The 13,451-nt window shown below is 21.4% G+C and carries 17 protein-coding genes; 12 read left to right on the forward strand and 5 right to left on the reverse strand.

Features of this window, described 5'->3' with window-relative positions; genetic code table 11:
* Positions 1-144: 144 nt before the first annotated feature.
* Positions 145-1,392: a CapA family protein gene (locus J2Z53_RS07305; RefSeq protein ID WP_209796785.1), complete on the reverse strand. Its 1,248-nt coding sequence runs from the start codon at positions 1,390-1,392 to the stop codon at positions 145-147.
* A 197-nt stretch (positions 1,393-1,589) separates the two neighbouring features.
* Here J2Z53_RS07305 and J2Z53_RS07310 point away from each other — a divergent pair, with 197 nt between their 5' ends.
* Positions 1,590-2,204 carry a DUF4352 domain-containing protein gene (locus J2Z53_RS07310; protein ID WP_209796786.1) on the forward strand — a complete coding sequence of 205 codons (615 nt, stop codon included), beginning with the start codon at positions 1,590-1,592 and terminating at the stop codon, positions 2,202-2,204.
* A gap of 285 nt (positions 2,205-2,489) precedes the next feature.
* Here the strand turns inward: J2Z53_RS07310 and J2Z53_RS07315 are convergent, their stop codons facing one another.
* Positions 2,490-2,930 carry a hypothetical protein gene (locus J2Z53_RS07315; RefSeq protein WP_209796787.1) on the reverse strand — a complete coding sequence of 147 codons (441 nt, stop codon included), beginning with the start codon at positions 2,928-2,930 and terminating at the stop codon, positions 2,490-2,492.
* Between the two features lie 217 nt (positions 2,931-3,147).
* Between J2Z53_RS07315 and J2Z53_RS07320 the strand changes: the two genes are divergently transcribed.
* Complete coding sequence (locus J2Z53_RS07320) at positions 3,148-3,684, forward strand: hypothetical protein (protein ID WP_209796788.1); 537 nt, start codon at positions 3,148-3,150, stop codon at positions 3,682-3,684.
* Between the two features lie 54 nt (positions 3,685-3,738).
* Here the strand turns inward: J2Z53_RS07320 and J2Z53_RS07325 are convergent, their stop codons facing one another.
* Positions 3,739-3,978 (reverse strand): hypothetical protein, encoded by a 240-nt coding sequence (locus tag J2Z53_RS07325; protein ID WP_209796789.1) that lies wholly within the window; start codon positions 3,976-3,978, stop codon positions 3,739-3,741.
* 210 nt (positions 3,979-4,188) lie between these two features.
* On the opposite strand from J2Z53_RS07325, the gene J2Z53_RS07330 reads away from it, so the two are divergent.
* The 5 genes from J2Z53_RS07330 to J2Z53_RS07345 all read left to right on the forward strand — a co-directional run bounded on the left by J2Z53_RS07330 (position 4,189) and on the right by J2Z53_RS07345 (position 8,010).
* Positions 4,189-5,055, forward strand: a complete 867-nt coding sequence (locus tag J2Z53_RS07330) for an SDR family oxidoreductase (protein ID WP_209796790.1) — start codon at positions 4,189-4,191, stop codon at positions 5,053-5,055.
* A gap of 24 nt (positions 5,056-5,079) precedes the next feature.
* The gene (locus J2Z53_RS12930; protein ID WP_268835884.1) at positions 5,080-5,214 is read left to right on the forward strand and encodes a hypothetical protein; all 135 of its coding nucleotides are present in this window, start codon (positions 5,080-5,082) and stop codon (positions 5,212-5,214) included.
* A gap of 147 nt (positions 5,215-5,361) precedes the next feature.
* Positions 5,362-6,390 carry a DUF6398 domain-containing protein gene (locus tag J2Z53_RS07335; protein WP_209796791.1) on the forward strand — a complete coding sequence of 343 codons (1,029 nt, stop codon included), beginning with the start codon at positions 5,362-5,364 and terminating at the stop codon, positions 6,388-6,390.
* A gap of 131 nt (positions 6,391-6,521) precedes the next feature.
* Positions 6,522-7,025, forward strand: a complete 504-nt coding sequence (locus tag J2Z53_RS07340) for a DUF308 domain-containing protein (protein WP_209796792.1) — start codon at positions 6,522-6,524, stop codon at positions 7,023-7,025.
* Positions 7,026-7,095: 70 nt separating this feature from the next.
* Positions 7,096-8,010 (forward strand): hypothetical protein, encoded by a 915-nt coding sequence (locus tag J2Z53_RS07345; protein WP_209796793.1) that lies wholly within the window; start codon positions 7,096-7,098, stop codon positions 8,008-8,010.
* A 27-nt stretch (positions 8,011-8,037) separates the two neighbouring features.
* Here the strand turns inward: J2Z53_RS07345 and J2Z53_RS07350 are convergent, their stop codons facing one another.
* On the reverse strand, positions 8,038-8,661 hold the full coding sequence (locus tag J2Z53_RS07350) for a hypothetical protein (protein ID WP_209796794.1): 624 nt from the start codon (positions 8,659-8,661) through the stop codon (positions 8,038-8,040).
* 67 nt (positions 8,662-8,728) lie between these two features.
* On the opposite strand from J2Z53_RS07350, the gene J2Z53_RS07355 reads away from it, so the two are divergent.
* Entirely contained in the window at positions 8,729-9,760 is a 1,032-nt protein-coding gene (locus J2Z53_RS07355; RefSeq protein WP_209796795.1) for a 3'-5' exonuclease, read from the forward strand.
* A gap of 20 nt (positions 9,761-9,780) precedes the next feature.
* Here J2Z53_RS07355 and J2Z53_RS07360 read toward each other — a convergent pair whose 3' ends face one another.
* On the reverse strand, positions 9,781-10,209 hold the full coding sequence (locus tag J2Z53_RS07360) for a divergent PAP2 family protein (RefSeq protein ID WP_209796796.1): 429 nt from the start codon (positions 10,207-10,209) through the stop codon (positions 9,781-9,783).
* 289 nt (positions 10,210-10,498) lie between these two features.
* On the opposite strand from J2Z53_RS07360, the gene J2Z53_RS07365 reads away from it, so the two are divergent.
* The 4 genes from J2Z53_RS07365 (at position 10,499) to J2Z53_RS07380 (ending at position 13,418) form a co-directional block, all read left to right on the forward strand.
* A complete protein-coding gene (locus tag J2Z53_RS07365) occupies positions 10,499-11,116 on the forward strand; it encodes a hypothetical protein (RefSeq protein ID WP_209796797.1) in 618 nt (205 codons plus the stop codon).
* Between the two features lie 190 nt (positions 11,117-11,306).
* Entirely contained in the window at positions 11,307-11,846 is a 540-nt protein-coding gene (locus J2Z53_RS07370) for a hypothetical protein (protein ID WP_209796798.1), read from the forward strand.
* On the forward strand, positions 11,843-12,739 hold the full coding sequence (locus J2Z53_RS07375; RefSeq protein WP_209796799.1) for an ABC transporter ATP-binding protein: 897 nt from the start codon (positions 11,843-11,845) through the stop codon (positions 12,737-12,739). Before J2Z53_RS07370 ends, J2Z53_RS07375 begins: the two co-directional genes overlap by 4 nt.
* Positions 12,723-13,418 carry a hypothetical protein gene (locus tag J2Z53_RS07380; RefSeq protein WP_209796800.1) on the forward strand — a complete coding sequence of 232 codons (696 nt, stop codon included), beginning with the start codon at positions 12,723-12,725 and terminating at the stop codon, positions 13,416-13,418. The genes J2Z53_RS07375 and J2Z53_RS07380 overlap by 17 nt, the downstream gene beginning before the upstream one ends.
* Positions 13,419-13,451 lie beyond the last annotated feature (33 nt).

Here is a 13,451-nt window from a genome sequence, read left to right on the forward strand (position 1 = left end):
AATCACTTCCTAACTTTAAAACTCAATTATATTATCAGAATAAATAAAAGAAATTATTCTATATATGTAATTCCAGTTCATCCTAGAGTTTCCATGAATAATAAATAACCTATGAGTCTAAATATAAAGACTCATAGGTTATTGTTAAGGAAAAGATTTTGTTCCTAAAGAATTTTCACCTAAAATATTTTTTGTATTTTCAAGAGAATTTAGTGCCCTATTATAAGATTTTTCTGAAAGATTAAATTTATCTTTATTATTAACTATTTCATTTAAAGGAATAATTTTGTGAGTAAATAAATTATTTCCTTTTGGTTCTCTATAAACCCACGTAGGAATAATAGTATAATCTTTTAAATATAGTTTATTATTTTTCAATCCTAGTGAAAATTTTAATAATAAACCATCTTCTGTTAGATAATTATGAATCTCTTCATAACATTGGTTAGATAAAAAGTTTCCTTGTGAGTATATTACAAAGGTTGAATGACCGGAATTGTTTTTAATAATTTCATAAGGCTCTATAACATGAGGATGACTTCCTAAAATTATATCTACTCCTAATTCATTCATTTTCTTTGCTATTTTCTTTTGAACTTTATTTACTTTTGTACTATATTCATCTCCCCAATGGAAAGATCCTATTATAAATTGAACACCATTTTTTTTCATATCTTTTATTGAATTTTCAACATTTTTATAAAGTTCATCTAAATTATCATAACTAAAGGAATTAATTAGTGAATTAACATCTTTTGGAATTGGAATTGAATTTATTGAGTTAGGACCAGTTCTGTATGTATAAGAAAATAGTCCAATTTTATGACCATCCATATTATATATTAAATAATTTTTATCAGAAGAGCTTTTCTTTACTCCAAGATTTAATAATCCATTTTCATTACCTTTAGATATTGTACTTTTTACCCCTTTGGTTCCTTGGTCTATAACATGATTAGAAGCATAATTAATTACATTAAATCCAACGTTTTTTAAAGATTTTAAAAATGCTTCTGGAGAGTTAAAAGTAGGGTATCCTTCAGGTTTTCCACCACTTACATTACCTTCAAAAACTCCTATACTTAAGTTGGAATTTTTTATGTAGCTTTTAACATATTGAAAGCTTTTATCAAAATTATATCCACCATCTTTTGTTTTAGCACCAGCTATTTGAGCATCATGTGTCATCATGTTACCAACAGATGTTATAGTATAAATTTTTTCTTTATTGTGCAGTACAATATTTGATGACTTTTCTTGTTTATTAAAAAATAAGCCATAAACTTTATAACTACATAAGCTTAAAAAGATTATACATAAAGAAATAAATAAATATCTCCTTATTCTAAATTTCTTTTTATAACTATTAATTTTTTTAGACCTTTTAGTCATTTTATCCCCCTTAATATTAATAGATTTATTTACAATTTATATATTACTAAAATGATATTAATAAAACAATAAAAAATTAAAATATAATTTAAAAAAATTAATAATAAGACAAGTAATGAAAAGTACTAAAGATTAAAAATATTAGTAGAAAAATTAACAACATAGCATAGTATAGAATGGAGGAGGAGATTTTAATTATGAAAAAAGCTAAAAATTTAGTTAAAAAGGCCTTATTAATTATTATGATAGGTGTTGTCAGTACAATTGGTTTAGTTGGTTGTGGAAACACACCTAAAGAAAATAATGAAGTTAAAATTGAGCAACAATCAAAAGATAAAATTATAGAAAAAGAGAGCAAAGATGAGAAAGAAAGTAACTTTCCACAAGTGCAGAAAGAAGAAGTTAAAGAGAATGCTCAACTGAAAGGAAATCTTAAAGTTGGAGATGTTTTTGAAACTGAAGACGCAAAGGTAACTATAAATAAAATAAGAACAACTAAAGATAGAAATAGATATAGTAAAATTAAAGCTAATAGAGTAATAGTGATAGAATATACTTATACAAATAAAAATATTGATGGAACTATGTATTTAGACACTTATTTTTTCAATGCTTATGATAATGATGGAGAAATTTTAGAACATTATGATGTAATAGATCACAAACAACCTAAAGAAATAAGTAAAGGGAAAAAATGTACTGCAGAAATGGTTTTTGCACTTAATAATAAAAATAATAATATAACTTTAGATATGAATGAAACAATGTTTGGTGGAGAAGTTTTAGCAACTTGGAATTTAAAAATTAAATAAAAAATAATTAAAAAGAAAAATAGTATAATTGTTTTATTTACAATTATACTTTAATATGATTAAATCAAATGAATAAATTAGATATACACTAAACTAATTTAAATTTAGAGATTTAGGAGCTATTAATTTAGCTCCTTTTTTTATTATCTCATCAAATTTTACTTAAATAACTGATTTTACTAGTCTATGCAATATATATTTATATATTATAATTAGCTTAAAAAATATATCTGTTATATCAACATTAATATAATTTAAAAGTATTTATACAGTATATAAATTGTGTTATATAATATCTAAGGATGTTTTTGATACTAATATTGTAGACAAAAATTCATCATGAAATTCAGTAGAAATGCCTACCCATTCTATAAATTCATTTAAATTATCATTAAATTCTTTTAATTCTAAATTTTCTTTTAAAAAATCTCTTATTGAATCTTTGCTTTTATCTAGCATTCTTAATATTAATTTAATATTTTGATAGGTTACATTTCCTCTATTTATATATTTATCTAAAATGTGTGAGTAAATTGAATAAGAAATTACACTTGCAAATATTTCTTTTGGAAGCTTATTTAAGTAATTTAAATTTTCAATTTTACATTTATTGAAAAATTCTATTAATAATTCATCCATATTGTTTTTTTCTTCGATATAATTAAAAATGTTTCTTTCTACACAGTTTCTTTTGTTATAAATTTTTTTTAAGTTAGATATGTCCATTATATCAATCCCTTCTTTTTGTAATACCCCAGCAACTTCTCATTTGTTTATATTATTAATTCTATAAGTTTTACAAAAAATCCTTCCATAAAAAGGAAAAATATAATATTGAATTAATAAATTTATATAACAAAAATTATTAATATGAAAAATAAGAATAAATATATATTATTTGGAAAATATATTAATGAATTTAAATCTAGGGGTGTGAACTAATATGAAGAAAAGTATAAAATTACTAATGATTATAGGTTCATTTATAATTTTTAGCATAAGTATTTTAAATAAGTTTTTATATGCAGATGAATATATAGAAATAATAGCAAATAAAAGGAATTGGGAAAGTATAATAATAACTGAAGATAATAATTTAACAGATTCAAAAATAAGTTCAGAATCAAAACTTAAAATTGAAAAAATAGATTATAATAAACTAAAATACAGTTATGAAGAATATAGTGATAAGCCTATAAATAAATTTGGTACTTTAGATTCTATTTCAAATAATACATGGGTTGGGTATATAAATGATAATTTATATGGGATTATGTATTGTAAAATAATTATTGACAATGAACATATAAAAATTAATATTGAGAGATTAAATAAAAATTGTACTACTATAGAAATGTTTAGAAATTCTAAAAATAAAGTATATGAATCATTTAATTATAATTTAAAAGATAAAACTAAAGATTTTATTTCAAATAATAAAAAATTAAAAACTAAAATAAAAGAAATAGAATTTTTATAGTTGTAATTACATAAAAATACATTAATAAAAACGCCTATACTCTAGGCGTTTTTATTAATAATCTATTCCACAAGATTTAATATTATCTTTATTATCTGAACTACATGGAGTTACTGCATAAGTTATATGACATCTAGGACATTTTGTAATTAACTTATTCATAACAAATGTTTCTCCGCAAGAACAAGTTATTGTATGCTCTACTTTTGTATGCATATCCTGAAAGCCTTTCTCTCTAACTAAATCTGCGACTTTTTTACCATCATTTCCAAGTGATGAACATCCACATCCCATAATTAAATACCTCCTAATATTAAATTAATTATATTATATATAATATTAAACTTTATGTCTGTATCTTATGTTACATAAAGTTTAGTTAAAGATTTAGTATTAGTTAAAATATAAATAAATTATTTGTTATAAAAATTTTATTTAATAGAGAATATTAAATATTATATGTGTAAAAAATAATTATGATATTTGACTATTGAGGTGATAATTATGATACAGAATAGTTTTCCTAGAATTTTTAATACACAAAAAGAACTAACTCAACCTGGAAAAGAAAATGATATGAGTATATCTCCAATATATTATAATGAAAATTATAATAATGGAAAAAGACTAAAAGATAAAGTTGCTATTATTACAGGTGGAGATAGTGGAATTGGAAGAGCTGTTAGTTTAGCATTTGCAAGAGAAGGGGCTAAAGTTGTAATAGTTTATTTAAATGAAGAAGAAGATGCAAATAAAACTTTAGATTTAGTTAAAAAGTTAAATTCTGAAGGAATTATAATTTCAGGTGATTTAGGAGAAGAAAGTTTTTGCAGCAAAGTTATCTCTAAAACTATTAATGAATTTAATAAAATTGACATTATAGTAAATAATGCAGGTGAACAATATCCGGCTAATTCTTTGTTAGATATTACATCAGATCAATTACTTCATACATTTAAAACAAATGTTTTTTCAGCTTTTTATCTTATTAAAGAAGCATTACCATATCTTAAAGAAGGAAGTAGTATAATAAATACAACTTCAGTAACTGCATATAATGGACATGATAGACTAATTGATTATTCGTCATCTAAAGGTGCTTTAACTTCATTTACTAGAAGTTTAGCATTAAACTTAGCTAATGTAGGAATAAGAGTAAATTCAGTTGCACCAGGTCCTATTTGGACACCACTAATACCAGCTTCCTTTAAAAAAGAAGAATATAAAAATTTTGGCTCAAAAACTGCATTTAAAAGGCCAGGGCAACCAGTTGAACTAGCGGAAGCCTATGTATTTTTAGCAAGTGAAGGATCTTCATTTATAACAGGTGAAACAATTCATGTTAATGGTGGAGAAATGATTAATGTATAATTTTATTAAAAAGAAGGTGATATAATGGGAAAAAACTTAAAAAATAAAGAAACAAATGGAAAATTTTCTAACTCAAGAGTTAAAAGTTATAGGGAAAATTACGAAAATCAAAATACTTCTATAGAACAAAAAAGTACATCTAACAATATAAAAAAATAAATTTAAATATATAGAGAAGAATATATAATTATTTTCTTCTCTATTTTTATGAAAGTATATAGTAAATTTATTAGTGAAAAATTTTGCTATATAAGTTATAATATTAAAATATGATTTAGTTTAATAATTATTGTTTAGGAGGAGTAAATGAAATACAGCATAAATGTACCAGATGAATTTAATATTCGTGTTAATGAAATAATAGAAAAAATAGATAATTTTTGTACTAAAGTTTTAAATGATGAATATTTAGAAAAATGTATTAAGTTAACAGAAATTTTAGCTAATAATGAAGATAATAAGTTATTGAGAGGAAAAAGTAATACTTGGTCTTCTGGAATAGTACATGCAGTCTTTTTTGTTAATGATACTCTTAATAAAAAAGGAATAAAAATGGATGAATTAGCTGATTATTTTGAAGTTTCAGAGGGGACTATAGGAACAAAGTCAAGAGAAATTAGAAAATTATTAAATATAGATAAAACTTCTAAAAAATGGAAAATAAAAGAAGATAATGATTGTTCATCTTGTTGTGGCGATGAAAATAATGTTATTGATTTATTTGATAATGCTTTAGAGTTAGATGATGTTGAAAAAGGTACTGTGGAACTTAGAAAATGTGCTTCTATTTTAAAAAATAATCTTGGAGAAGAATATTTTGAAAAATATATTGGACAAATAGGTGTATCAGCAGAAGGAGATTTCTATTTAACTGTATTATCTACTTTATCAAATTATGAATTTGCATTAGGAAACTATGAAGAGAGCTTTAGATTGGAAAAAGAAATATTAGAATTAGATGAATATGATTCAAGAAATGTTAGACATTCAATTGTTTTTAGAGCATTAATTAATAAAGATTATGATTATGCTAAAAAAATATTTGAAAAATATGCTGATGAAGACAGCATATTCTTTAAGTATGGTAAAGTCTTATATTATTATTACAAAGATGATAGAAAAAGTGCTAGAAAGGCTTTAAAGAAAGCTTTAAAACATAATGTTTATTTTATAGAATGTCTAGTTGGAAATATTAAAACAGTTGAAGGTGAAATTAGTTCTTATAAAAAGGGAAGTATTGAAGAGGCAAGCCTTTGTATAGAATATAGTTTACCACTTTGGACAAACAAAAAAATAGGCTCTTGGTTAATAAAAGCATTGAATAAGATAAAATAAAAAAGTAGGGAAACCTACTTTTTTATTTTATTAATTTAGAGTAACAAAGTATTTACATTAAGTTAATGGTGATAATTTTTTCATGGGAGTATACTTATAACTATAAAAATTAGCATAAGGAGATGGATATTATGGAAAATATTCAGAATGAAACGTATGAGTTATTTTTTCTTCAATATATTTTCCTTGGACTAGTTGGAATATTATTTTTTATATTTCCAATAACATCAATAAATTATTTTACAAAATTATCAGGTAGCTTAATTGTTATTTCTGGAATATTTAAATTAATAAATTCTTTTTCAATAGAAAAAAAGGTAGCTAATAATTTTATACTTAGTGCTTTAGATATACTTTTTGGTGTATCATTAATATTCATAAAAATAAACATTATAGAAAATTTATTGATTTTTTATGGTATTTGGTCTGTAATAAGATCAATTATTTTATTATTGGGCGAAATAATATATAAAAATTTTAGATTAAATTTTAAAACAATATATATAGTTAGTTTAATTATAATAGGATGTTTAATTATAAACTATTCTAGAATTAATATATTGCTAGTATCTATTATTATAGGTATTTATTTTATGATTAATGCAATATGTGGGGTTTTTGTAAATTTAAAATAATATTATTTTAATAATAAATGAATTAAATTCATAAGTATTATATAAGAACGTATCAATGGAGGTACCTATTTTGAATTTTCTTCTTTATTTAGATGAATTGTTAGTAACAGGATTATCTTCTGTAATTGCAGAAGGATATATTGAAGTATTAACAAGAAAAAGAGTATGGGATAGAGCATTACTTGGCAGATTTAATATTGAAAATAAAGAAACAAATTATTGGGAAGATAGATATAGTAAAGATAAAAGAGAAGGATATAAAAATTATATAGATTCTGATGCTAATACATATACTTGTGGTATAGATAATAATAAAACATTTGAAGGTAAAGGTTGTATTAGGTTAGAAGAAGAAGAAAAAAAAATTTATACAATGTTTAGTTTTCATAAAAATATAATGTTAGGTTTAGAAAACAAAGGAAAAGTAAAAAGTACAAATGATATTTGTTCTGGAAATGTACAAGAGGGAGATTATGTTAAACTGAAAGGCTTTCTTTGTAGTGAATCTTTAAATTCTTATATAGATTCTTTAAAAAGTATAATAGATTGTTTTGGATATGATAAATTAAATAAGTTAAGAGAAGATAATTGTATAATGGATTTTAGTGTAATAGATAAATTATTAGTTGAGATACAATCAAAATTACATCTTAATGATACGAGTGATCTAATATTAAAATGTGGTAATAGAGAGTTAGTTATTACAATAAACAATAATTATTTTTTAAATAATCACACTAATAAATATGATCATATAGATTGCAGCTGTAATATTTTTGGAAAGGTAGTAAAGAAGTGTTGTAGTAATGATGATATACATTTTCTTAGAAAAACAGGGCAAAAAGATTTTTATGAGGAGATGTTAAATAAATGTATTCCAGCTTTTGATTGTCTTAATAAAATTGGAATTAAACCTCCAATTTGCCCTAGAACTAAAATTATAAATAATCCATATCAAATAATTCCAATAAGTATATATATTTAAAAAGGCACTAAAAGTGCCTTTTATTTATTAGAAATTAAATTTCGATTCAAGTTCAATATTTAATTTTCTATTATTAAGGGATACATTTTTTATTGAAATACCATAATCTTTAGTTAAAGAAATTATAATATTATTATTAACCTCATCTTTTGATAATATAGAATTATTTTGTATATGATTAAATATATAAGATTTAGGAATTGTTATAAATCCAACCTTAGTATAATTATAGTGAAGTATAGCGTTATTATTATTAGCTTTTACTGTAAAATTACTAATTGCTTGTAGAGGAATTCCTTTATAATCAAAATTAATATATAATAATAGTTGATTATCCTTTATAAGTGCTCTTATTCCATTTAAATTTTCTGTATTTATATTGCTATTATTTATTGAATAAATAATCAAATCTGTTATTTCATTATCAGTAAATGATGATGAAGATTTAAATTCTATTCCAGAAAGATTTAAATCAATATTATTAGGAATGAGCTTTTTCATAATTTTTTTAGGAGTAAGTTCTACTTCAGAATTAATTGATTTTACTTGTATTTTAGGTTCAAAACTAATTTTGTAAGTAATAAAAATTGATACTATAGCAATAACTAATATTATAAATATAACTAATAATCTTTTACTTGTTTTACTCATTAAAAACACCTCAAATTTTATTAAATTCAATAACTATAATTATATCAATGAAGGGATCAATATACAAATGAACAATCAGATAGAAGCATATTATTACATAGATGGAAGAAGCCCTAATTATTATTTACAATATCTTATTAAGGATGTTAAAAATAGTAAAGTTTTAATTAAAATTAGGAAAAAATTAAAAGAAGAAAATTTTAAAGTAGCATATTATCATGGTTTATACTATGTATGTAAAAATATACTTTCACTTATAGCCTTAAAAGAAATAGCTGGTGATAGCAAAATAATATTTTATACAAATCAAAAAGATTTAGTACATAAAATAAATAACAAGAAGTTTTTTATTAAAAATCAATATGATTATATAAATTTCTTTTTAAATAAATTTTACTCCTACGAATGTAAGGAAATTAAAAATATTAAAGAAATAATATATAAAGAAAAAAAGCCATCAATAAAATTATATATTAAATGTAAAAAAGCTGGTAAAGAATATAAAAAACTTATAAAAAGAAATAGTACATTAATTAAATTAAATAAATATCTTAATAGTGCAGAGAAACTTATTTTTTTCGATTTTGAAATGAATTGTGTTGGAAATTTTAAGGATGTAGAAATAATAAGTATAGGTGCAGTAAAAACAACCTTAGATGGGAAAATACTTTCACAGTTTTATAGCTGCATAAAACCTAAAAATATATATAAATTAACTAATAAATGTATAGAAATAACTTCTTTAAAACAGGAAGAAATAGATAATGCAAAATCCTTTGAAAGTGTTTTTAAAGAATTTGAAAAGTGGTGTGGAAATAAAAGAAATTTATTTTTATATTGGGGAGGAAATGATATTTCTGTTCTAAAAAATGATAGCAATAGAATTAAAGAAAATATAAAAATAGTAAATAATATTATTAATTTTAATATTGATTATCAAGAAGTTTTATGCAAGGATATTCTAAATTTAAATAATTTCCTTTCTCTTAAAAATGCGGTATTAAAATATAATTTAGATTTTCATGGATTACAACATAATGCATTAGATGATAGTTACAATTTAAGTAAACTGTATTTTAATGAAATAAAAAGAAGATAATTATATAATTATCTTCTTTTTTATAATGGAAATAAAACTCCAATTAATATTCCTAATATAAGACCTCCTAAAACTTCAAAAGGAGTATGACCTAATAATTCCTTTAATTTTTTATGATTAAAAGTAAACTTACTATCATTTGATAATATTAAATTTAATATTTTAGCATGTTCTCCAGCAGCTCTTCTAATTCCCATAGCATCATACATAACAATTGATGAAAAAACAAAGGAAAGGGCAAAAATTGGAGAGTCAAAACCAGTCATTCTACCTATACCAATAGTTAATGAAACAACAAAGGCAGAATGGGAACTTGGCATTCCGCCTGTTTCAAACAATCTAGTTAAATCAATTTTTTTATTAGATATATAACCAAAGGGTATTTTTAAAAATTGAGCTAAGAATAGAGCTGTTAAGCTTAAAATAATTAATTTATTTTCTACTAACAATAATAATCACCTCTTATTTAATTATTAGTTTTATTATACTGTTTTATAGAAAAAATAGTAGTTATTAAAAGAAAACTTTAATTAAACTATATGAATGAAAATTAAAAATCTTACTAGTAATTCCTATAAGGTTAATGAAAATAAAATTTAGAAATTATAAATATTAGAAAATATAAATATTAGAAAATATAATTAAATTATTTAAAGATTAATTACTTTGTAATAAAAAGTATAAAAGTGATAATACTAAATTTAGAAATGATAGACATAGATAAAAGGAGAGATAAATATGCCTATACCACTAATAACTTCTATAATATCAGCAATTTCAATTTTATTAGGTTCAGCAATGGGTGCTTGGTTTAGCTGGTTAATAAATAACAAAATGTATAAACGGAAAATGAAGGAAGAATATAATATTATAAAAGATAATAGAGAATATGAAGAACAATTTAAATTTAAAGAAATTTGTTCTAATGCAAATTTAATAAGACTAGATATATGTACTTCAATATATCAAAGTATAAGAATCCTATTAGAAAATGAAAACTATATATATCCTATTCCAATAAATAAAAATTATTCATGTGCAATATCTACATTAAGTGATAATTATAGTTTAAAAGAGTTAAGTTATATTTATCAATTATATGGAATAATAGAACGTGTTAATAACGATATACTAAATTTTAATTTTAATTCGGAAAAAGAATTAAAAAATATAATTAATGGATTTGAAGTTATATTAAATAAAATATATGGAGAAAATTTTAAAAAATTTTTAAAAGTTAATATTGATGATATTTCTTATAAGGATCTATATGACAATGAATATATAAAATTGGGTTATAGAGATATTCTAAAAAAATTAGATGAATTATGTTACAGAGAAAATATGAATAATTAATTATTATAAAAGCAGTAAAGTGTATTATTACTGCTTTTTATTTTTAATAATAAAAAATTTAAAATTTTATCATTGTTTTATATAAATTTTTATTTATATATTAAGATAATTTTAAGATATAAATAAGAATTTATAAATTGACATTAACTTTACTAAAAAGTAAAATTTTGAATGTAGAGGTGATAAAAAAGTGAGAAAATCTAAGATATTAGTAGTTGTTGGTTTAATTATAATAGTAACAGCTATAATAATAAATAAACCAAATGAATTGAACGTAAAAATGAAATTTTCCTCACCAAAATCTTTAATAGAATCATTTAATAATTCTATTTTATTAGTTAGAGATGATAACTTTAATATGGTAAATACTCAAATTTTAAATGATTGCATATCAAAAAGAAAAAGAGTTTCTAACTCTGGAATACAATTTAACAAAATAAATTTAGAAAAAAATATAAAATTAAGTAATTCTGAAAAAAGTAAGATGATAAACAAATATAAAGAAGTAGCTAGAAGAATTTATAATAATTCACCAAAAGAAATTATTCCTTTTAAATTTAAAGCAACTGGATTAAATAATATATATTCTTATGAAAATGGAAAAGATAAAATTGTAGAGTTCCATAAAACTCCAATTATTTTAGATGCTATAATTATAAAAGAAAATGGAAGTTATGTTTTTGACTATTTTCTAGTTTCTTCAAAGGAAAATGGGGAGGCTATAAATTGATAGAAGTTAATAATATTTATATGAATATAGATAATAAAGAAATTTTAAGGGATATATCATTTAAATGTGAAAATGGAAGAATTCTTGGACTAATTGGTCCTAATGGTGTTGGTAAAACAACTCTTATAAAATGTTTAACAGGTATTTATAAACCTCAATCAGGCTCTATATTATATAATAATTCACAAGTTTTTGATAACGATAAGACCAAAGAATTAATTGGATATGTACAAGATGAAAGTACATTTTTTTCTAACTATAAAATTAATGATATAAAAAAATATTATAAGTTAGCATACAAAAACTTTGATGAAATTAAATTTAATAAAATAAATAACATGTTTAATATTCCATTAAATAAAAAAATGTTTCAACTATCTAAAGGTATAAAAATGCTTGTAAATATATTATTTGCATTTTCTATAAATGCAAAATATTTAATACTTGATGAACCAACTGCAGGTCTTGATGTTATTTTTAAAAAGAAATTTTTAAAATTACTTAGAGAGGAAGTTTTAAAAAATAAAATTACTGTTGTTATAAGTTCTCATCATTTGAATGAACTTGAAAATATATGTGATGATATTTTAATTATAAATAATGGAAAAGTAGTCTTTAATGATAGTATAAATAACTTAAATAATAAAGTGAAAAAAATACAAGTAGCTTTTGATATTCCAGTATATGAAGAAGATTTTGCAGAATTTAACGAAATACTTGCTTTATCAAAAACGGGAAGAGTGTTTACTATAATAACTAAAAATTATAATGATGAGTTTTTATTTAAATTAAATAAATTAGAACCTTTGTTTATAGAAGAGATAAGTTTAACTTTAGAAGATATGTTTATATATCATATTGAAAAGGGAGATATAAATGAAAAATATAATTAAAAAAAGTCTAATATATCAATGGTTTTATACAATAAAATGGATATTATTACTAATAACTGTTATGTGGTCACTATTTTCATATATTTTTATTTTTAGCAATAAGATAGATAAATTTAAAAATGAAATATCTCAATTTATTTCAAACAAGTTTCCTGTTATTCAGATAGAGAGTATAATAGTATTTATTGTATTATTAATGTTTGTTTATATATTAGGAAATGGAATAAAAAAGAGAAGTAAGATAATATCAATAAATAGCGGACCATATACAAGAGATCAAATATTTTGGAATAATGTATTATGTAATATTTTAGTTTTAATATTTTTTATATTTATATATCTATATTTTGGAATATGTTTTAAGTTAAAATATACTAATTTACTTAATTATTCTTCTAATTATTTTAGTATTTTGTTTCTTGATATTTTAAAGTTATTATCATTAGGACTTATAACACTTTCATACACATTATTTATGGACAAACTTTTTTCTAATTCCATAGTAACTATTATGACAATAGGCCTTGTACCAGTATCATTATTTTCATTTTTTTTATTAAATAGTAGAATTATATCTGATACTAATTTATTAAATAAATTTTATTATTTTAAAGATATAATTTTTATTTATTTAAATAGATATCAATATATAAATGATGATTATTTATATAGGTTATGATATTGTTTTAATTTTAATGTGTTTGGGTCTCGT

This window comes from Clostridium moniliforme (assembly GCF_017873235.1).
In the GTDB taxonomy this organism is placed as follows: Bacteria; Bacillota; Clostridia; order Clostridiales; family Clostridiaceae; genus Clostridium; species Clostridium moniliforme.

Coding starts and splice junctions, on each gene's coding strand:
- J2Z53_RS07305 (WP_209796785.1), bottom strand. CDS start 1,392: ATGACTAAAAGGTCTAAAAAAATTAATAGTTATAAAAAGAAATTTAGA.
- J2Z53_RS12930 (WP_268835884.1), top strand. CDS start 5,080: ATGGGAAAAAACTTAAAAAATAAAGAAACAAATGGAAAATTTTCTAAC.
- J2Z53_RS07315 (WP_209796787.1), bottom strand. CDS start 2,930: ATGGACATATCTAACTTAAAAAAAATTTATAACAAAAGAAACTGTGTA.
- J2Z53_RS07340 (WP_209796792.1), top strand. CDS start 6,522: ATGGAAAATATTCAGAATGAAACGTATGAGTTATTTTTTCTTCAATAT.
- J2Z53_RS07350 (WP_209796794.1), bottom strand. CDS start 8,661: ATGAGTAAAACAAGTAAAAGATTATTAGTTATATTTATAATATTAGTT.
- J2Z53_RS07380 (WP_209796800.1), top strand. CDS start 12,723: ATGAAAAATATAATTAAAAAAAGTCTAATATATCAATGGTTTTATACA.
- J2Z53_RS07355 (WP_209796795.1), top strand. CDS start 8,729: ATGAACAATCAGATAGAAGCATATTATTACATAGATGGAAGAAGCCCT.
- J2Z53_RS07325 (WP_209796789.1), bottom strand. CDS start 3,978: ATGGGATGTGGATGTTCATCACTTGGAAATGATGGTAAAAAAGTCGCA.
- J2Z53_RS07365 (WP_209796797.1), top strand. CDS start 10,499: ATGCCTATACCACTAATAACTTCTATAATATCAGCAATTTCAATTTTA.
- J2Z53_RS07335 (WP_209796791.1), top strand. CDS start 5,362: ATGAAATACAGCATAAATGTACCAGATGAATTTAATATTCGTGTTAAT.
- J2Z53_RS07320 (WP_209796788.1), top strand. CDS start 3,148: ATGAAGAAAAGTATAAAATTACTAATGATTATAGGTTCATTTATAATT.
- J2Z53_RS07330 (WP_209796790.1), top strand. CDS start 4,189: ATGATACAGAATAGTTTTCCTAGAATTTTTAATACACAAAAAGAACTA.
- J2Z53_RS07310 (WP_209796786.1), top strand. CDS start 1,590: ATGAAAAAAGCTAAAAATTTAGTTAAAAAGGCCTTATTAATTATTATG.